We start from the raw sequence: 18,025 nt of genomic DNA, 5'->3' as shown, positions 1-18,025 counted from the left end.
CGCCGTGGCCGATCGGGCGGGCGAGACCCAGACCTTTCAATCAGAGGCAGAGCCGAACCGGCCGCCACCAAGGGAGCCAAGTCCATGATGAACCGACGTGCGCTGGTCCGCGGCACGGGTACCGCCCTGATGGCCGCCGCGGCGGGCATCCCGCCCGCGCGAGCGCAATACGCGCGAGCCACCCCCGACATGATCGTGCATCGCGGCTACCCGCTCAACGCGGAGCCGCGAGGGAGCGCGCTGCGGGCCGCCTTCATCACGCCGGAGCGGGACTTCTACATCCGCTCCCACGGCACGATCCCCGATCTGCGGGCGGAGGACTACAGGCTTCGCCTCGGTGGCCAGGGCCTGCCGACCCAGGAACTGTCCCTGAACGACCTGCGCTCCCGCTTTCCGCAGCGGCGCGTCACGGCGGTGCTGCAGTGCGCCGGAAACCGGCGCGCCGACATGGGCTTGGTCAAGCACGTCTCCGGCGACGCCTGGCAGGCCGGGGCGATCAGCAACGCCGAGTGGGGTGGGGTGAGCCTGGGCGACGTGCTGCGCGCGGCCGGCGCCCGGGAGAGGGCCGACCTGCACGTCGCGTTCGACTCCCATGACGAGATCGAGGAGGAGGGCGAGCGCTTCCGCTACGGGGCGTCCATTCCCCTGGCCAAAGCGATGTCGCCGGAAACCCTGCTCGCCTTCACCATGAACGGCGAGCCGCTGACGGCGCGGCACGGGTTCCCCCTGCGGGTGGTGACGCCGGGCTACGCGGGTGTGCGCAGCCCGAAGTGGCTGGCCGCAATCACCGTGCAGGACAGGCCGTCCGACAACCACATCCAGGCCAACCTCTACATGATGCTCCCGCCGGATATGACCAAGCTGACCGAGGATCTGAGCAGGGGCGTGGTCATCAACGACATGCCGCTCACCTCCGCTATCCTGGAGCCCTCGGCCGGTGCGCGCCTGCCGGCCGGCGACGCACGGGTCCGGGGCTACGCCATCGCGACCGGGCAGCCGATCGCCAGGGTCGAGGTTTCCGCCGATGGCGGGCGGCAGTGGATGCAGGCCACCGTCGAGCAGCACGCGGACGCGCCCTGGAGCTGGACCTTCTGGAACGCGGCCCTGAACCTGCCGCGGGGGGAGCACGAGCTGGTCGTGCGGGCGGTGGACGGTGCCGGCCGGGTCCAGCCCGCCACGGCCGAGGAGATCTGGAACTTCCCGGGCTACCTTTGCACCGCATGGCACCGCATTTCCGTGACCGTGGGCTGAGGTCGGTGATGCCGATGCCAACGAGGTCCGGAGGCTCCATGAACAAGCTGCTGATCGCCGCCATCGCCTTGGCGATGGGGATGGCGCCCCCCGTATCGGCCCAGTCCGTCGGGGAACGGACCGGCCTGAATGCGCTGGTCGGAGTAAGCTCGTCCACCGACGACTTCGTACGCGAGGCCGCGATCGGCGACATGTTTGAGACGGGATCGAGCGAGCTCGCCGCCATCCGCGGCGATGTGCCGATCCGCGCCTTCGCCGCCCGCATGAACGAGGCGCACCAGAAGTCGTCGGCGGAACTCACGCTGCTGGTGCGGCGGCACGCGGGCGGAACGACGATCCCACCAACGATGGATGGCAGCCGGCAGGCGATGCTGGCGCGGTTGCGCGGCCTTACGGGCGACGAGTTCAACCGGCAGTACCGGGAGGATCAGCTAACCGCCCACAGAGATGCGATCTCGCTGTTCCAACGCTATGCCGAGAGCGGCGACAACCCGCAGCTCCGGGCCTGGGCACGGAACCTGTTGCCGGTGCTGCGGGAACATCTCCGGATGGCGGAAGCGCTCGGGCACTGACGGGCCCGCCGGAGGCGCTGGATCTGTTGGTGACGCGCCCATCCATCCGCGGGAGCGATCGGTTCGAACGCGATGCTGCGTTGGAGCCGATCGATCCATTCCGCCATCTTCCGGGCAACACAAGGATCATGTCCGTGAAGATCACGCCGATACCACAGCCCCGGGCGGCTATTGTCCCTGCGGCCAACTCTCCTTTTCCAATACGGGTTTTGCCGGGCGTGGCACTCTGCGTCGCGGTCACCCTCGCCGCCCTGGCCCTGGAGCACGCCGAGGCCGCCCTCTTCGGCCGTGCCTGGCTGGAGGCGCTGGTGCTGGCGATCCTGATCGGCACCGCTGTTCGCACCGCTTGGCCACCCGGGGCGCGTTGGAGGCCGGGCATCGAGTTCTCGGCCAAGACCCTGCTCGAGGTGGCCGTGGTCCTGCTCGGCGCCAGCGTCAGCGCTGCCACCGTGCTCGCGATCGGACCGTGGATGCTGCTCGGCATCGCCGGCGTCGTCGCCGTCGCCATCCTCGCCAGCTACGGCATCGGGCGCCTGCTCGGCCTGCCCGTGCGTATGGCGCTGCTGGTGGCCTGCGGCAACTCCATCTGCGGCAACTCGGCGATCGCGGCCGTGGCGCCCGTGATCGGGGCAGACGGCGACGACGTGGCGGCCTCCATTGCCTTCACCGCCGTGCTCGGCGTGATGGCCGTGCTCGGGCTGCCGCTGCTCGCGCCGCTGCTGGGACTGACGGGCCATCAGTATGGCGTGCTCGCGGGGCTGACCGTCTACGCCGTGCCGCAGGTGTTGGCCGCCACCGCGCCGATCGCAGCAATTGCCGTACAGGTCGGCACCCTGGTCAAGCTGGTGCGCGTGCTGATGCTCGGGCCGGTGGTGCTCACCCTGTCGCTGCTGGCGCCCCGGCTGCGGGAGGAGACGGACGAGCCCGCCCCGCACGTCACGGCGGGCGATCGCCCCAAAGCCGGCCGCCTGCCGCTACATCGGCTGCTGCCCTGGTTCATCCTCGGTTTCCTCGCGATGATCGCGCTGCGCTCGCTCGGTGCCATCCCGGACGCGCTGCTGCCGCCGCTGGCGACCGCTGCCACCGCGCTGACGGTGGTCTCGATGGCCGCCCTCGGTCTGGGCGTGGACGTGCGGGTGGTGGCACGCGCCGGCGGGCCGGTGACGGCCGCGGTGGTGCTGTCGCTGGTCGTGCTCGGCGCGATCAGCCTCGGCCTGATCCGCCTGCTCGGCGTGGCGTGACGGGGCGACCCGGTGCCTCAGCGCGGGTTCGGGGCATGGATCAGGTCGAGCAGCGCCCCAGCGGCTCGGCTGCGGCGCCGCTCCCGGTGCCACACGGCGCGGAACGCCCGCTGCGGCATCGGCAGCGCCACGTGGTGCAGCAGCCCGGCCTCGATCGAGGGGGCCGCGACGGAGGCGGAGATCACCGTGGCGCCCATGCCCGCCTCCACCGCTGCCCGCACTGCCTCGTTCGATGGTAGTTCCAGGGCGACGTCCAGCGCCGCTGGGTCCAGCCCCGCCTCGCGCAGCGACGCCTCGAAGGCGGAACGGGTGCCGGAACCCGGTTCGCGCAGCACCCAATCTCCGGCCCCGGCCTCAGCCAGGGCCGTTACCGTATCGGGCGGTGCCTCCACCCAGGGGTGATCCGGGCCGACCACCAGCAAGAGCTGGTCGGTGGCGACCGTGAGGCCTTCCAGTTCGGGGTCGTCGAGCGCGCCCTCCACGAAGCCGATCTCGGCCGTGCCGCCGCGCACGGCGGCCGCTACCTGGGCCGTGTTGCCGATCGACAGGCGTACGGTGACGCCGGGATAGACCCGCCGGAAGCCGACGAGGTGGCGTGGCAGCCAGTAGCCGGAAACAGTCTGGCTCGCCATGACCGGGAGGGTGCCGCGTACTAAGCCACCCAGTTCGGCCAGGGCGAGCTCCGCCGCCTCGATACGGGCCAGCACGGCACGCGCCTCCGGCAGGAAGGCGTGCCCCTCTTCTGTCAGCTCGATCCCCCGCCCGACCCGGTGGAACAGCGGTACGCCGTGGCGCTGTTCCAGGGCGGCGATCGCAGCGCTGGCGGCCGATTGTGCCAAGTGCAGCGCTTCCGCCGCGCGCGTCACGTGCTGACGCTCAGCGACCGCGACGAAGACGCGCAACTGTTCGGGGGTCACGGGACCGCTTTCCTTGGGGGATGCATCATTCGATCAGGAAGGGGTTGCGCGCGCGGGGATTGCTGCGCCGGGCGGGAAAGGCCGCGGCTAGGTAGTCCACGATCACCACCCACAGGTCCGGCTTCAGCGGCGGTTCTGCTTCTCCACCGTCCAGCCCATCAGCGTGTCCCAACGCTCCCGCGACAGGCCGGAACGGCGGATGGTCGCGGTGGAGTGGCGGGCGGTGCAGCACGCTAAGGTGTCCTCGCGCCCGTGACCGGGCGGGAGCGCGTCCTCGGTTTCGGCCGAGGTCTGCACGGCCGACAGGCGGGCATTTTCAGCTGCCACCAAGGCCGCGCGCGCCTGCTCGGCCTGCTGTGTCTCCGCGCAGGCCAGGGCCATGGGAGCGGGCGGGTAGGGCTCTCGGGGCTCGTGAGGATCCCACCAGCCGGCCTTCTGGCTGACCAGGGGGTGGGAGCAGAACGCCCGCGTGGTCATGTTGCACAGCACATCTCGTGAGCCGCGGGAATGCGGCTCACGAGGAAGGGCGCCTTGGCAAGACGAACGGGCGATAACGGCAAGTCCGCTTACCTGGCACGATGCCGAGAAGCGGACATACAACGAAGGACCCGGCTCACCTGCTCCGCTCCGGAGCCCCATCTTTCATACCGCCTAGATGTTCTTGACCTCGGGAGAGCAGCCCCTTAACTCTGAACCCTAAGGCAATGGACTCTGCCTGACCACTCCGGTCGAACCGCCCCGCCTTATGCGACGGCTGATGATTCCTACTTCACACCACTTGTGAGGGGGAATCCGTCCAGTTGCTGTCCCAAGCTCCATCCAACTCTGCTGCCGTCGTGGCGTCTCGTCCGCGCGGCCTCATCCCCGGATTCCTTGCATGACACCCAGCGCCTTCCTGGGCGAACGGCTGCGCCATTCTGGCTTGGCCGCGAAATGGCTCGCCATCATCCTGCCGGTAGCCGCCACCGTAGGGACACTCTGTGCCGCCTTCCTCTGGGCCCTGGACCGGGTCACAGAAATCCGCTTCGATAACCCGGCCCTCCTCTTTGCGCTGCCGCTAGCCGGGGTCGCCGTCGGCCTCGTCTACCACTGGGTCGGACGGCCCGCGGAAGGCGGCAACAACCTGATCGTCGAGCAGATCCACCAGCCCGGCGGCGGTGTGCCACTGCGCATGGCACCGCTGATCCTGGTCTCCACGATCGTCAGTCACCTCTTCGGCGCCTCCGTCGGCCGTGAGGGTACGGCCGTGCAGGTGGGCGGTAGCATCGCGGGCGGTGTTGCCAAAGCGCTCTTCCTGAAGCCCGACGAGGTCCGCATTCTACTGATGGTGGGCATCGCCGCGGGCTTCGGCGCCGTCTTCGGCACGCCCATCGCGGGCGCGGTCTTCGCCCTCGAGGTGCTGACCGTCGGGCGGGTCGAATACACCGCGCTCGTCCCGGCAGTTCTGGCGGCTATCGTGGCCGACTACACCTGCCATGCCTGGGGCGTGACACATATCGCGTATCACCTCGGCTTTGCCGGGTACGCGGAGGCGGGCGTCACGGCCTTCCACATCGATCCCGTCCTGCTGGCTAAGGTGGCCGTCGCGGGCGTCGCCTTCGGCCTGTGCAGCCTGCTCTTCTCCGAACTGGCGCACCGGGTTGGCGGCTTGGCAAAGCGGCTGTGCCCGGTCGCCTGGCTACGGCCCGCCATCGGCGGTGTGCTGATCATCGCGCTCGTCTACGCGACCGGTAGCCGCGACTACCTCGGCCTTGGCGTCATCTCGCCCGAGCCGGGCGGGGCCTCGATCGTGAACTTCTTCGGCCCAGCCCACTACGACTGGGCCTGGGCGTGGAAGATCGCCTTCACCGTCCTGGCACTGGCCACGGGGTTCAAGGGTGGCGAGGTGACGCCGCTCTTCTTCATCGGAGCGGCGCTGGGCAATGCCTTGTCGGCCCCGCTTAACGCGCCGGTGGACCTGATGGCGGCGCTCGGCTTCGTCGCGCTGTTCGCGGGCGCGGCCAACACGCCGCTGGCCTGCACCCTGATGGGGATCGAGCTCTTCGGTGCCGCCAACACCGCCTACATCGCGACCGCCTGCTTCGTTGCCTACCTCTGCTCCGGCCATTCCGGCATCTACCTGTCGCAGCGGATCGGCGTGCCGAAGACACGCATCCCGCGCCTGCCGCCGAATGCCTCCCTCCGGCACGCCCGTGATCTCCACCCCGTGCTCTGGAAGTGGCGGAGTCCGTCCGCGGGTGCCGCGGCCGACGGTACGAAACTTACGCCTGCCATCTCCAGAACAGCCCAGGACGACACCCCTATGCACACAGCGCACGACCTGACCTCCAAGGAGATCGGGATGATCCGGATCTACATGAAACCCCGCGAGAAGTACCGGCGGCACGCCGGGATCAGGGGAGCGCTATCGTCCAGGCCGCTGTTCCGGGAACTGGTGCTGCGGGCGAAGCAGGCGGGGCTGGTGAACGCCACGGCGCATCACACCCACTTTGGCTTCAGCAACCACGGCGCAGTGCAGGAACCTATGGCCGAGATCAGCAACCCAGAACTCACCATGTGCGTCGAGATGATTGGCCCGCGCGACACCCTGGAGCGATTTTGCCGCGACCATGGTGCCGTGCTCGAGAATAAGGTGATCGTCTACAAGCACCTCGAGCATTGGCAGGTCAGCGGGGGGGCCGGAGGTGCGGTCCGCCTACAAGAGGAGGCCGTCGCGAACCCTGGTGAACTCCTGGCACCGCAGTAACGGCGGACAGGGCAAAGAAGCGGTGACAAACCCAGCCGGCTCGCCTTCCCGTGATCCGTGTTCGGCTTGTTGTCACCCCATCGGCAACCTGGCTCCCCATGGATGGGAATGGAGTTCTCCAGAAGTGCTTGAGGGGGCTGACGCCTCCTACCTCGTGATTGCGCGGCGGGGGGACGCTCGGCTCCCGATGGTCCGGCGCAGGACAGGCTTCTTTCAAACGTCCCTTCCGCGCCCAAGAGGCGAGGGAGACGGCATACTCGTGGAGTGGACCGCCCCGATGCCGGCAGGAGTTCGTCGGTGAGCGCGGTGACCTATCTCTGGATTGCCCTGGGTGGGGCGCTCGGCAGCGTCGAGCGCGCCTGGTTGGGGTTCGCCCTCGCGCGCGTCACCGGGCCGGAGTTCCCCTGGGGCACCATCCTGATCAACATGGTGGGCTCCTTCGTCATCGGTTTCTTCGGCATGCTGACCGCGACCTCGGGTGGGCGCTTCGCCTTGCCTGCTGACATACGCGCCTTCGTCATGGTCGGTGTCTGTGGCGGCTTCACTACCTTCTCTTCCTTCTCGCTCCAGACCCTGGAACTTGCCCGCGACGGGCGGCCAGGGCAGGCACTGGCCAACATCGGCTTCTCTCTCGCCCTCTGCCTCGCCGCGGTCGCTGCTGGGCACTATGCCGCCGCCAGCCTCAACCAGGGCCATGTAGTGGAGGAGGCCATGCTCGCCCGCCCGTCCACCGCAGGTGGTGTGGCGCTCGCGGTGCTAGACCGGCCAGAAGCGGCCCCGCGCGTTCTCTCGGCGGCGGCAGATTTTCTGCGGCTCGGCGGAGGTGGCCGGGTGAATGCGCTGGCGCTCACGCCGGAACCGGGCGCAGATCTGCTGCCGACCGAGGAGGTGATGACGGAGGAGCAGCGGGAGGCAGCGCCCGTGCAGGTGCGCGGCCGAGCCAGGGCGCTGCGGGCCGCCTTCGACCGGTGGGCGGGGCTTTCTCAAGGTCTCGGGGCCGAGTGGACTGAGGTGGAGGGCGATCCGGCTGCCGCCGTAGCAGAGCATGGGTCACATGCGGACATCGTCGTAATTCGGCGGCCTAGCGACCGGGGCGATACCGCCGTCCAGGAGGCCTTGCATGCGGCGCTGTTCAAGGCAGGGTGTCCGGTGCTGGTGCTGCCGCCAGAGGGAAGCAGGAAGGTCGTCACCGAACCGATTGTGGCGATCGCCTGGCGCGACGACGCGCATGACCGGAAGGCGCTCCAGTCCGCCCTGCCCCTGCTGCGGCGGGCCAGCCGGGTGGTGGCGCTGTGCGGCGGCGACAGCAAGGCGCCGCTGCCCCCGCCACCCGCCTTGCTATCGGCGCACAGTATCCGTGCGGAGGTGGCGCGTGTCGCCCCCGGCGGTGATTTGATGGGCGCGGCGCTCCTGATTGAGACGCGGCGGATCGGCGCCAACCTCCTGGTGATGGGCGCCTTCGCGCATAGCGAGTTCCAGGAGCGGCTGCTGGGCGGCGTCACAGCGCAGGTTCTCGCCACGGCCGATCTACCCGTCCTGTTGCAGCACTAGGGGCGCCATGCCCGGCTGACGGTCACCCGAGTTTTTCTAGAGCCCAACACCTCTTCGCAAGCCGGACAAGGCCATCACGGCTCCATCCAGGAGCCCGAAAAGGAAGACCAAATATGAGAGCCTGCATCACGCATGTGGATGCCATGGAGATCCTGGATTCCCGCGGCAACCCCACAGTCCGCGTCCAAATCGCCTTGGAGGACGGCACGACGGCGGACGCCTCGGTGCCGTCAGGCGCCTCTACTGGCGAGCACGAGGCGGTGGAGCTTCGCGACACAGAACCAGCCCGATACGGCGGCAAAGGCGTGCAGCGAGCCGTCGCGAACGTGGTTGAGACCATCGCGCCCGTGCTGATGGGACGAGACCCTGCGCAGCAGGCCGAGATCGACCGGCTGCTCATCGACCTCGACGGCACGCCAGGAAAATCGCGGCTGGGCGCCAACGCGATCCTGGGGGTGTCCATGGCCGTGGCGCGGGCTGCCGCTCAGGCATTCCGGCTGCCACTCTACGCCTATCTCGGTGGTCCGGGCGCTCGCCGCCTGCCGGTGCCGATGATAAACGTCATCAATGGCGGCAAGCATGCCGACAACGCGCTCGACTTCCAGGAGTTCATGCTAGTGCCGCATGGCGCGCCCAGCTTCCGCGAGGCGCTACGCTACGGCGCCGAGACCTACCACGCCCTGAAAGCCGTCCTGAAGCGCCGCGGGCTCTCAACCGCCGTGGGTGACGAGGGCGGCTTCGCACCCGACCTATCGGACAACGAGGCGGCGTGCGCGCTCATCGTCGAAGCAATCGAGGCCGCCGGGCTGAAGCCGGGCGCGCAGGTCGCCATTGCCCTCGACCCGGCCGCCAGCAGCTTCGGCACCGCGAGCGGCGGCTACGACCTCGCCAAATCGGGCGGGGGGCACAAGTCCAGCCAGGAGATGACCGCGCTCTACCAGCACTGGATCACGGCTTACCCCATCGTCTCCCTCGAAGATGGGCTAGGCGAGAACGATTGGGCGGGCTTCGCCACGCAAACAGCCGCGCTGGGCGACCGGGTGCAGATTGTCGGCGACGACCTCTACGTCACCAACACCGCCTTCATAGCGCGCGGCATTACCGAACGGGCGACCAACGCAGTCCTCATCAAGCCGAACCAGATAGGGACCGTTACCGAGACCATGGAGGCGGTTGCGCTCTGCCGTGAGGCAGGCTGGCGCTTCGTCGTCTCGCACCGCTCGGGCGAGACCGAGGACAGCTTCATCGCTGACCTCGCCGTTGCTCTCGGCGGTGGTCAGATCAAGACCGGCGCGCCCTGCCGCGGCGAGCGTGTGGCCAAGTACAACCGCCTCTTGGAGATCGAGCGGGAGCTCGGACCCGACGCCGTCTATGCCAGCCCGTTTGGCGCGAGTCGGACGGCGCCGCCTCGAACCGCCCCTGGTGCGGCACCATCTTCCGGGCAGGTTTGCCCTGGTGACGGAGAGGGGCGGTGACGGAGGCAGCCATGGATGGCGTGGTCCTCGCCCTGCTGGAGCGGCCCGGGACGGCACCCGGCCTCCTCGCCGCTGCTGGGCACCTCGCTGCCCTGATGGGTGGCGCGGGTGTCGAGCCGCTGGTGGTTCGCACGCCGCCGGAGGCCACCATCCTGCCCAGCGAGGAGGTGCTCACGGCCGAGCACGCAGCGCGCATCCGAAGCGCCGAGCAGCAACGGGCGGCCAGCTTGCGGGTGGCTTTCGACCATTGGGCTGCGAGGTCGCGGGCGGAGGACGCCTGGACGAGCTTCGAGGCGGTGGAAGGTGTCGTCGGCGAGGTCCTGCGGGAGCGCGGGCGCCGGGCCGACGCCCTGGTCCTGGAACGGCCTTCGGAGGACGGTGGCCTGCTGGCGCGCCAGGACGTCCACACCGCCCTGATGGACACCGACCGCCCCGTCTTGGTCGTGCCGCCGGGGCACGCGGCCCCCTTCGGCCGCTGCGTGGCCATCGCCTGGCGCGACGACCTGCAGGCGACGCGCGCCGTGCTCTCCGCGCTGCGCCTGCAGGCGCCGGAGCGCATCCTCGTGCTCGCGGGGCAGCGCGAGGGCGCGCGGCGTCCGGTCATACCGGACATCCTCCGCGAGCATGGCGCCGAGGCGGAGCTGCAAGTCCTGCCGGTCCGCCGGGTCGTTTTCGGGGAAGCGCTGCTGGCCCGCGCGCATAAGCACGGCGCCGACCTGCTGGTCATGGGCGCCTACCAGCACAGTCCGCTGCGCGAGTTCGTCCTGGGTGGCGTGACACGCTTCATGCTGGCGCATGCCGACCTGCCGCTCCTGATGCGGCACTGAGAGGGAGGAAACCATGACCGCGGGCATCTTGGTCGTGCTGTACCGACCCGAGGCGGCGCCGCGCCTGCTGGCCGCCGCGGCGCGCCTTGCAGAACTTGTGGGTAGCGCCCGCGTTCGTGGTCTTGCCGTTGAGGATACGCTGAACCTGACCGCGCTCATGAGCGACGCCAGTATAGCCCGGAAGAGCGCAGCGCCGGTAGCGGCGCATGTAACCACTGGGGCGGCCACGGCCTCTTCTGGTCAGCGCAGCACGAGCAAGGCAAGCACTACCACCCCGAGCGCGATCCGATACCAACCGAAGGGCGTAAAGCCGATTTGGCCAACGACGGCCAGCACCCACCGCACCACGAGCAGTGCCACCACGAAGGCCGCGGTGAAGCCTGCCCCGATGAGGCCGATCCCGGACGCGTCCAGTTCCGTAGACGCCTTCCACAAGCTGTAGGCGGTGGCCGCAAGCATCGTCGGAATGGCGAGCAGGAAGCTGAACTCCGCCGCCGTGCGCCGCTCCATCCCGACCAGCAGCGCGATGATGATGGTCGCGGCCGAACGCGAGGTGCCGGGGGCCATCGCCAGCACCTGGCCGAAGCCGACCAGCAGCGCGGCTCCCGGTCCCATGGCGGCCACCGTGTGGATCCACGGCTCGGGCCGTGCACGTTCGATCGCAATGATAGCAGCGCCGCCGAGGATCAGGGCGACGGCCACGACCCAGGGCCCGAACAGCAGTCGGGTTATCGGCCCGTGGAGCGTCCCGCCGATCGCCGCGGCCGGGAGGAAGGCGAGCAGGAGGTTCGCCGCGTAGCGACGCTCCGGCCCCGGCCGCCACATGCGGACGGCGATGTCCGCCAGCATGGCCCGGTAGAGCCAGACGACGGCGAGGATCGCGCCGACCTGAATGGAGATCTCGAAGGCCTTGCCGGACGGGCCCCGGAATCCGACCGCCTCGCCGAGCAGGATGAGGTGGCCCGTGGAGGAGACGGGCAGGAACTCGGTCAGGCCCTCGACAGCGCCCAGGAGCAGGGCGGCGGGCAGCTCGATCAGGTCCATCGACGATACTCTCTGGTGCCGACCGTAGGCGGGCGTTGCCGGTCAGGCTGTGTGTGCCCTGTCCTCATCCGCTTGACCGGCGGAGCCAGTAGGCGGCAACCCAGCACAGGGCCGCCCAACCGGCGCCGAGCGCCCAGCCGGCCGCGACGTCGGTCGGCCAGTGCAGGCCCAGGTACACGCGGCTCAGACCGACGAGCAGCGCCAAGCCCACCGCAAGGGAAGGGATGTAGGTCTTGAGTCGCGGATTCGGCTGCGTCCGCGCGAGCAGGGCGCCGACGGTCAGGTAGACCGCGGCCGCCATCGTGGCGTGTCCGCTCGGAAAACCCGTCGTGAAAACGCGCGCGGCGTGCGGTACGAGGTCGGGGCGCGGGCGGTCGTACCAGTGTTTGGCCAGGGACTCGAGCAGGAGCGCCCCTCCGGCTGATGCCGCGAGTACCGCGGCCTCTGCCCGCCGCCTTGCCGTGGTCAGGAACAGCACCGCCGCCAGCACGAGCAAGGCAAGCACGCCGTTCGAGCCGAGCGCGGTGAAGTCGCGCGCCGTCTCCTCCAGCCAGGGAGGGCCGAGCGGGTCCGATCTGTCGAGAGGATTCCGTAACGCCAGCATCACCCACTCGTCGAGGGCCCGCGTGTCACCCTCCGCGACCTCTCCGGCAATGCCCAGGAAGGCCCAGACCGCCCCGGCGGCGGCACCCAAGAGGATGAGCGGAAGCAACTCCCGCCGCTCCGCCACTTGCTCCTTACCGAGGCGTGGACGGCTTCTTAATCCGGAGTGCGCCGGTCGCCCCGCGCGCGGGGGCGCCACCGGGGTGTCGGTCACGCCTGATGTCGCCCAAACGGGATGACGTGGTCTCCTGAAGCACGGCTCCCGGAAGCAGGACACTCGTTTCGATCCATGGTGGGGGCGAGAAGGTCGGAATGGCCGTCCGATGCGCAATCATCCCAGAACTCCACGCCATCAAGGGCGTCGGGGCCGGCGGGGGGTGCGCAGGCGGGCGCCGTCGATCCGATAGCGACGAGGCCAGCGACCGGACCGTTCAGCGCGCTAGCGAGTGCCCGAAGGCCCTCCGCCAGCCGCGTGCCTGCCTGCTTCCACGTTGGGCGGTGCGGCGGCGGTGCGGACGCACCTTCGTCCCGCTTCACGTCCCAGCTCATCGTCGCGCCGCGCGCAGCACGCTCGCCAGCAGCGCGACGACGCAGCCGACGGCGAGCAGGGCGCCCGCGACCGCCGGCGCTGGGTGAGCAACGAGCACGAGGCCGCCGACCGCAGCGCACCAGAGCACCAGCAGCCCCGCGAGCGCGCCATCGTCCACGAAGAGGCCGACGAGTTCGTCCCAGGCGGTCCGCAGCGCGCTCATGCCACGGCCTCCCGCCGACGCGTTGCCAGCCTGATGCCGAGCAGGGCCGCCGCGAGGAGAACCGCGCCAAGGGCGAGCAGCGCCAGGTCATGGCCCGGCCATTCGATGCCCAGTCCTTCGCCCGTCCAGTAGATTCCAAATGCCGAAATCACAACGCCGACCGCGAACTTGAGCGTGTTTTCCGGCACGCGCGAGAGCGGCTTGTGCACGATGAGTGCGACGACTGTGACGAGAACCGCCGCGGCGAGCGCGCCGGCGGCAGCGGCCGGCAGCAGGCCCGGCCCGCCGGCGGAGACGGCGAGGACGAGGAAGGCGACCTCGACGCCCTCCAGCAGCACGGCCTTGAAGGCGGTTACCGTCGCGATCGGGTCCACGCTCCAGCGTGCGGAGGCCTGCGTCATCCTCAGGTTCGCCGTCTCCGAGCGGAAGGCCTTCTCCTCGTCGTGCAGCGCGATGACGCCCGCGGAGCGGAGGATCGCCTTGCGGAGCCAGCGCATGCCGAACAGCAAAAGCAACAGCCCGACGACGAGCTGAAGAACACGCTCGGGCAGGAGGGAGAGGGCGGGACCGAGGGCGAGCACGAGGACGAGCAGCGCAGCCAGACCGGCGAAGAGTCCCACGAAGGCAGAGCGCCAGCCGCGGACCGTGCCGACGGCGAGGAGGATGGTCGCGGCCTCGACGCACTCGACGAGGGAGGCGAGGAAGGCGGAGCCGACCGTGGGGGCGAGCTGGGCGAGGTTCATCGCACGGCCCTCCGCCCGAAGGCCGCCTGGAAGGGGGCACCGCACGCCACCTCCTCCGGCGTCAGGCCAATATCGTCGAGAAGGCGGGGATCCATCGCTGCAAGGCGCGCGCGGTCCTCCGCCCAGCGCAGCGCCTGACAGAAGGGCGTCTCGCCGCAGGGTCCGCCAGGTCGCCCCCAGTGTCGCCCCGGCTCCTGCCGTTCGACGGTGATACGGTAGCCAGGAAGGACGAGTTCCATGGGAGTTCTCCTTCAGCCGACGTCGAGGCGGGAGCCGCCAGATAGGGCGGCGCGAAAGTCGTTGAGGCGGTCGAGCGCGGCGGGCGCGGCCGGACCCGCGCACGCCGCCAAGCCGAGGACGATTGCCTCGAGCACGACCAGCGTCGCGCCGTGCAGGGCGACGCGGCGGGCGCGCCCGCGCCGGGCGGCGACGACGTGGCGGGCACGGCGGGCGAGTGGCCCCCCCGGTTCGTCGGTGACAAGGACCGTGGGCATCCCGAGCGCGTCGGCCTCGGCGAGCGCGACGGTCGCCTCGTGATAGGGCCGCCCGTAGGCGAGCATAAGCAGCGCGTCGCCCCGGGCGAGGCCGAGCAGTCCATCGGCGAGGCCGATCCCAGTCGCGTCCAGCACGGAGGTGGCTCGCCCTCCACGCGTCAGCATGGTCGCGGCGTAGCGGGCGAGCGGCGCGGAGGGGCCAATGCCGAAGACGTGGACGCGTGCTGCCGGGTGCAGCGCCTCCACCGCAGCGGCAATCGCGGCTCGCGCGGTAGGGGCGGCGAGGGCCTCCAGTGCCTCGCGATGGGCGTCGAGCACCGCGGCGACGGCGCGGCCGGGGTCCTCGCCCGTCTCGGCAAGGGTGCGGCGGAGGTCCCCGGCGACCCCGGGCCGCCCGGCCAAGTGATCGGCCAAGGCCCGCTTGAGGTCGGGCAGTCCCGCGAAGCCGAGGGCCTGGACGACGCGGATCACCGTCGCATCTGAGGTCCGGCAGGCAGCGGCGAGGGCAGCGGCCGAGGCGGCGAGGGCGTCGGCCGGGTGGTCCGCGATCCAACGGGCGACGCGGCGGGCGGCCGGCGGCTGGTCGGGAGCGCCGGCGAGCAGGCGGGCGAGCGGGTCTGGGGTGATGTCGGCGGTTTGGCTCACTGATGCAGCGTTCCGGTCCGGTGCTGCCGCCGATAGTAGTATTCACTACCTTTAGAGCGCAAGTGTAGTGTTCGACTCCTGGCCTACCCTCAGTGCGCCGCGAATACTGGCAGCAGCGCCTGCTTCAGAACGTGCCGTGTTGCGCCGCCGAAGATCCACTCGGCTACTGCCGGACGGCCGTAAGCCCCATGATGAGAGCTTCCGCCCCAGGCGCAGAGCAGGGCGGCACCGGCTCCGTGCTCGTGCTTGACAACAGCCTCCGCAGCAGCTCCCAATCTCGTCGGAAGACGACCACGCTGCTCTTGCCGCTGCCGCAGATCGTCTCCTCTTCCATACCGCAGGGCAGTTCAAAGGAGCTGACCTCGATCACCGCCGCACCATCCGCATGGATGCTCCCTGACGCATGTTCGCGCACCTCTCCCTACCCGTCCTGATGGCTACATTTGCCGTCGCCGCCGGCGTGATCTGGTGGGCAGGCATCAAGCTGTCCGACACGACAGACGTGCTGGCGCACCGCCTTGGCCTCGGCGATGCCTTGGGCGGGATCATTCTGCTCGCGATCGCCACCAACCTGCCGGAGATCGCGATCACCGCCTCCGCAGCCTGGCGCGACGACCTCGGCGTCGCGATCGCCAACATCCTTGGCGGCATTGCCATCCAGACCGTTGTGCTCGTCACCCTCGATGCCTTCGGCACCCGGGGCCATCGGCCGCTGACCTACCAAGCGGCAAGCCTGTCACTGGTGCTGGAGGGAGTGCTGGTGGTGGCCGTGCTGATCGTCGCGGTCATGGGCACGCGGCTGCCGCCCGACCTAATTGCCGCCCGACTGGCACCCGGCGGGGTGCTGATCGCGCTGCTCTGGGTCGCTGGCGTGTGGCTGATCGGCCGTGCCGGCAAGGGCCTGCCCTGGCACGAGGGCGGCACCGCGCCAGACGGTCAGGCGGAGCCGAAGGGGCACGCCCGGGCAAAAAAGGCGGGAGGGGCGGACGAGAAGTCGGTTAGTACCACCCGCGCCGCGATCGTCTTCACCGTCTCGGCGCTCGCCACCCTCGTCTGCGGCGTGGTCCTGGAAGCCAGCGGCAACGCCATCGCGCAGCACATCGGCATGACTGGCGTGCTGTTCGGCGCCACAGTCTTGGCTGCCGCCACCTCGCTGCCCGAGTTCTCGACCGGCCTCGCCTCGATGAAGCTTGGGGATAGCAAGCTGGCCGTCAGCGACATCTTCGGCGGCAACGCCTTCCTGCCCGTGCTATTCCTGCTGGCGACGCTGATCTCTGGCAAGGCGGCGCTGCCACAGGCGCAGGATACGGATGTCTACCTCGCAGGTCTGGGCATCCTGCTGACCTGCGTCTACATCTACGGCCTGATCTTCCGGCCCAAGGCCAAGCCACTTGGCATGGGGGTGGACTCCCTATTGGTCCTCCTCCTCTACGCTCTCGGCGTCGCCGGGCTCTTTGTTATAGCCCAGGCACAGCCGCAGTGAGCGAGGGCACCTCTGAGGGGGTGCCCGCTGCCTCAGTTCCGCGTGGTGGGATCTTCTCTAAAAGGGTAGCCAAGTTTTGAGCATCACTGCCCTTATTGGGCTGACCGGCCACGTCACCTGGTGGCAGGAATGCGTCCGCGCCCTGGTGATCTTCGCCTACGGCCTGGCCCTGGTCCGCATCGCTGGGCGCCGCGTGTTCGGGAAGTGGTCGGCGCTCGACATCATCGTCTCGGTAATCGTCGGCTCGAATTTGAGCCGGGCCCTGACCGGAAGCGCCCCACTGGACGGCACCCTGGCCGCCACCACCCTGCTGATGGCACTACACTGGGTGCTCGCCCATGCCGCCGCGCGCGCGACCTGGTTCTCGGCGCTCGTCGAGGGCAAGCCGGTCCAGCTCGCGCAGGATGGAGAGACGAAGAGGGGCGCTCTGCTCCGCGACTCCATCAGCCAATCCGACCTGGAGGAGGCACTCCGCCAGTCAGGTGTCGAGCACATCGCCGAGACGCGGCTGATCGTGCTCGAGCCGAGCGGCAAGATCACAGTCCTGAAAGGCCAGCACGAGAGATGACTGAGACCATCAAGCAGATCACCCTCTGGCTCGCCACGGGCACCGAGGCGATCGCCGGGGTGCTGATCGCCATCGCTGTGATCGAGGCGGCGATTCGGGCCACAGCGGTGGTGCTGCGTTACTCCAAGACGACCGATCCCAGCCGCTCGCATGAAGCCAAAGAGGAGGTCCGCCTGCGGCTGGGCCGCTGGTTGGCGCTTGCGTTGGAATTCGAGCTGGGAGCCGACATTCTCCGAACGGCAATTGCGCCGACTTGGTCGGAGATTGGCCAGCTCGCTGCCATTGCTGCGGTCCGCACGGCACTCAACTACTTCCTGCAGAAGGAAATCGATAAGGCAGCGGTACGTCGCACTACGCCGCCCAGCCTAGTAGGTAGCTGACCCGGAAAGGTCGGGATGCATCGCCTGATCCTACAAGGCGACGAGGGCACGGGCAGCTTCGCTGAGTGATGGCGCTTCCAGGTCGGGCTTTCGCATGACCGAAGAGAACGGCCGCTCGGCGGAAACGTAGGCCGTGGTCAGACCGGCCGCCTTGGCACCGTTAATGTCCCAAGAATGCACAGCGATTAGTGCCAGCTTCTCTGCCTCAACCTTCGCGACTCTCGCTGCCCGATCATAGACCTCGCGCCTGGGCTTGAAGAGCTTCACCTCCTCCACCGACACGACGTGCTCCACGAGATCGGCCACTCCTGCGCCTTTCAGAAGCGATCGCGTCGCAGAACCCGCTCCGTTGCTCAGGGCCATGACCTTCAACCCGGCCTGCGCGATGGTCTCGAACGCTTCTCGTGCATCAGTGCGTGCTGGCAGATGTTTCATCTGCTCCATCAAGTCAGATTTTCCACTCTTTGACGCGACCAAGTGCTGCTCGGCTAGTACCTGATCGAGCGCAGCTTCGAGCACGTTCGTGAACGGCTCGAAGTCACCTGCGGCCGACAGCGCGAAAGCATCTCGCAGGCCAGTGGCAAACCATCCCTCCAATCCGGCAGGGGGCAGGCCGAGAGCCACGATAGCCGGCCGCAGTGGTTCGAGCGGGAACACTGTTCCGACGATGTCGAACGCGACCACGTCGGGGCGCTGCGGCTTGTTCCATCCGAACATGCGTTCTTCTCCCTCG

The 18,025-nt window shown here is 69.2% G+C and carries 19 protein-coding genes, 2 pseudogenes and 1 riboswitch; of the genes and pseudogenes, 12 read left to right on the top strand and 9 right to left on the bottom strand.

What is annotated here, in order from left to right:
- Positions 1-84: 84 nt before the first annotated feature.
- The 3 genes from ACFFIC_RS22020 to ACFFIC_RS22010 all read left to right on the top strand — a co-directional run bounded on the left by ACFFIC_RS22020 (position 85) and on the right by ACFFIC_RS22010 (position 3,064).
- Positions 85-1,251, top strand: coding sequence for a molybdopterin-dependent oxidoreductase (locus ACFFIC_RS22020; RefSeq protein ID WP_377054357.1), 1,167 nt, complete (start codon positions 85-87; stop codon positions 1,249-1,251).
- A 38-nt stretch (positions 1,252-1,289) separates the two neighbouring features.
- Positions 1,290-1,823, top strand: a complete 534-nt coding sequence (locus tag ACFFIC_RS22015) for a DUF4142 domain-containing protein (RefSeq protein WP_377054355.1) — start codon at positions 1,290-1,292, stop codon at positions 1,821-1,823.
- A gap of 218 nt (positions 1,824-2,041) precedes the next feature.
- Positions 2,042-3,064, top strand: a complete 1,023-nt coding sequence (locus tag ACFFIC_RS22010; RefSeq protein ID WP_308219911.1) for a YeiH family protein — start codon at positions 2,042-2,044, stop codon at positions 3,062-3,064.
- Positions 3,065-3,081: 17 nt separating this feature from the next.
- On the opposite strand, the gene ACFFIC_RS22005 is transcribed toward ACFFIC_RS22010, so the two are convergent.
- Together ACFFIC_RS22005 and ACFFIC_RS22000 are read right to left on the bottom strand one after the other, a co-directional pair.
- Positions 3,082-3,981 carry a LysR family transcriptional regulator gene (locus ACFFIC_RS22005; protein ID WP_377054351.1) on the bottom strand — a complete coding sequence of 300 codons (900 nt, stop codon included), beginning with the start codon at positions 3,979-3,981 and terminating at the stop codon, positions 3,082-3,084.
- 123 nt (positions 3,982-4,104) lie between these two features.
- Positions 4,105-4,458 carry a hypothetical protein gene (locus tag ACFFIC_RS22000; RefSeq protein WP_377054349.1) on the bottom strand — a complete coding sequence of 118 codons (354 nt, stop codon included), beginning with the start codon at positions 4,456-4,458 and terminating at the stop codon, positions 4,105-4,107.
- 214 nt (positions 4,459-4,672) lie between these two features.
- Positions 4,673-4,755, top strand: a riboswitch (Fluoride riboswitch).
- A 103-nt stretch (positions 4,756-4,858) separates the two neighbouring features.
- On the opposite strand from ACFFIC_RS22000, the pseudogene ACFFIC_RS21995 reads away from it, so the two are divergent.
- The 6 genes and pseudogenes from ACFFIC_RS21995 to ACFFIC_RS21970 form a co-directional block, all read left to right on the top strand.
- A pseudogene (locus ACFFIC_RS21995) lies at positions 4,859-6,175 on the top strand (voltage-gated chloride channel family protein); the annotation flags it as partial.
- Positions 6,176-6,283: 108 nt separating this feature from the next.
- Positions 6,284-6,727 carry a DUF190 domain-containing protein gene (locus tag ACFFIC_RS21990; protein WP_377054383.1) on the top strand — a complete coding sequence of 148 codons (444 nt, stop codon included), beginning with the start codon at positions 6,284-6,286 and terminating at the stop codon, positions 6,725-6,727.
- Positions 6,728-7,024: 297 nt separating this feature from the next.
- Positions 7,025-7,426 (top strand): annotated as a pseudogene (gene crcB / locus ACFFIC_RS21985) (fluoride efflux transporter CrcB); the annotation flags it as partial.
- A 12-nt stretch (positions 7,427-7,438) separates the two neighbouring features.
- Positions 7,439-8,278 (top strand): universal stress protein, encoded by an 840-nt coding sequence (locus ACFFIC_RS21980; protein ID WP_377054381.1) that lies wholly within the window; start codon positions 7,439-7,441, stop codon positions 8,276-8,278.
- A gap of 113 nt (positions 8,279-8,391) precedes the next feature.
- Positions 8,392-9,753 carry a phosphopyruvate hydratase gene (eno, locus tag ACFFIC_RS21975; protein ID WP_377054347.1) on the top strand — a complete coding sequence of 454 codons (1,362 nt, stop codon included), beginning with the start codon at positions 8,392-8,394 and terminating at the stop codon, positions 9,751-9,753.
- Positions 9,750-10,580 (top strand): universal stress protein, encoded by an 831-nt coding sequence (locus ACFFIC_RS21970; RefSeq protein WP_377054345.1) that lies wholly within the window; start codon positions 9,750-9,752, stop codon positions 10,578-10,580. The genes eno and ACFFIC_RS21970 overlap by 4 nt, the downstream gene beginning before the upstream one ends.
- 240 nt (positions 10,581-10,820) lie before the next feature.
- Here the strand turns inward: ACFFIC_RS21970 and ACFFIC_RS21965 are convergent, their stop codons facing one another.
- The 6 genes from ACFFIC_RS21965 to ACFFIC_RS21940 all read right to left on the bottom strand — a co-directional run bounded on the left by ACFFIC_RS21965 (position 10,821) and on the right by ACFFIC_RS21940 (position 14,861).
- Positions 10,821-11,624 (bottom strand): undecaprenyl-diphosphate phosphatase, encoded by an 804-nt coding sequence (locus tag ACFFIC_RS21965; RefSeq protein WP_377054343.1) that lies wholly within the window; start codon positions 11,622-11,624, stop codon positions 10,821-10,823.
- A gap of 64 nt (positions 11,625-11,688) precedes the next feature.
- Complete coding sequence (locus ACFFIC_RS21960; protein ID WP_377054341.1) at positions 11,689-12,336, bottom strand: phosphatase PAP2 family protein; 648 nt, start codon at positions 12,334-12,336, stop codon at positions 11,689-11,691.
- A gap of 436 nt (positions 12,337-12,772) precedes the next feature.
- Positions 12,773-12,979 carry a hypothetical protein gene (locus tag ACFFIC_RS21955; RefSeq protein WP_377054339.1) on the bottom strand — a complete coding sequence of 69 codons (207 nt, stop codon included), beginning with the start codon at positions 12,977-12,979 and terminating at the stop codon, positions 12,773-12,775.
- Positions 12,976-13,722 carry a hypothetical protein gene (locus ACFFIC_RS21950; RefSeq protein WP_377054337.1) on the bottom strand — a complete coding sequence of 249 codons (747 nt, stop codon included), beginning with the start codon at positions 13,720-13,722 and terminating at the stop codon, positions 12,976-12,978. The genes ACFFIC_RS21955 and ACFFIC_RS21950 overlap by 4 nt, the downstream gene beginning before the upstream one ends.
- Positions 13,719-13,961 (bottom strand): DUF1127 domain-containing protein, encoded by a 243-nt coding sequence (locus ACFFIC_RS21945; protein WP_377054335.1) that lies wholly within the window; start codon positions 13,959-13,961, stop codon positions 13,719-13,721. The genes ACFFIC_RS21950 and ACFFIC_RS21945 overlap by 4 nt, the downstream gene beginning before the upstream one ends.
- Positions 13,962-13,973: 12 nt before the next feature.
- On the bottom strand, positions 13,974-14,861 hold the full coding sequence (locus tag ACFFIC_RS21940) for a MurR/RpiR family transcriptional regulator (RefSeq protein WP_377054333.1): 888 nt from the start codon (positions 14,859-14,861) through the stop codon (positions 13,974-13,976).
- Between the two features lie 403 nt (positions 14,862-15,264).
- On the opposite strand from ACFFIC_RS21940, the gene ACFFIC_RS21935 reads away from it, so the two are divergent.
- The 3 genes from ACFFIC_RS21935 (at position 15,265) to ACFFIC_RS21925 (ending at position 17,292) form a co-directional block, all read left to right on the top strand.
- The gene (locus tag ACFFIC_RS21935) at positions 15,265-16,344 is read left to right on the top strand and encodes a sodium:calcium antiporter (protein ID WP_377054331.1); all 1,080 of its coding nucleotides are present in this window, start codon (positions 15,265-15,267) and stop codon (positions 16,342-16,344) included.
- 76 nt (positions 16,345-16,420) lie between these two features.
- A complete protein-coding gene (locus tag ACFFIC_RS21930; protein ID WP_377054329.1) occupies positions 16,421-16,912 on the top strand; it encodes a DUF421 domain-containing protein in 492 nt (163 codons plus the stop codon).
- Entirely contained in the window at positions 16,909-17,292 is a 384-nt protein-coding gene (locus ACFFIC_RS21925; protein WP_377054327.1) for a DUF1622 domain-containing protein, read from the top strand. The genes ACFFIC_RS21930 and ACFFIC_RS21925 overlap by 4 nt, the downstream gene beginning before the upstream one ends.
- A gap of 30 nt (positions 17,293-17,322) precedes the next feature.
- On the opposite strand, the gene ACFFIC_RS21920 is transcribed toward ACFFIC_RS21925, so the two are convergent.
- A complete protein-coding gene (locus tag ACFFIC_RS21920) occupies positions 17,323-18,009 on the bottom strand; it encodes a haloacid dehalogenase type II (protein WP_377054325.1) in 687 nt (228 codons plus the stop codon).
- Positions 18,010-18,025 lie beyond the last annotated feature (16 nt).

The sequence above is a fragment of the Muricoccus vinaceus genome (assembly GCF_042433125.1).
Taxonomy (GTDB): Bacteria; Pseudomonadota; Alphaproteobacteria; order Acetobacterales; family Acetobacteraceae; genus Roseomonas; species Roseomonas vinacea.
The sequence above is the reverse complement of the archived record's forward strand: the minus strand, read 5'-3'. Positions and strand labels throughout refer to the sequence as shown.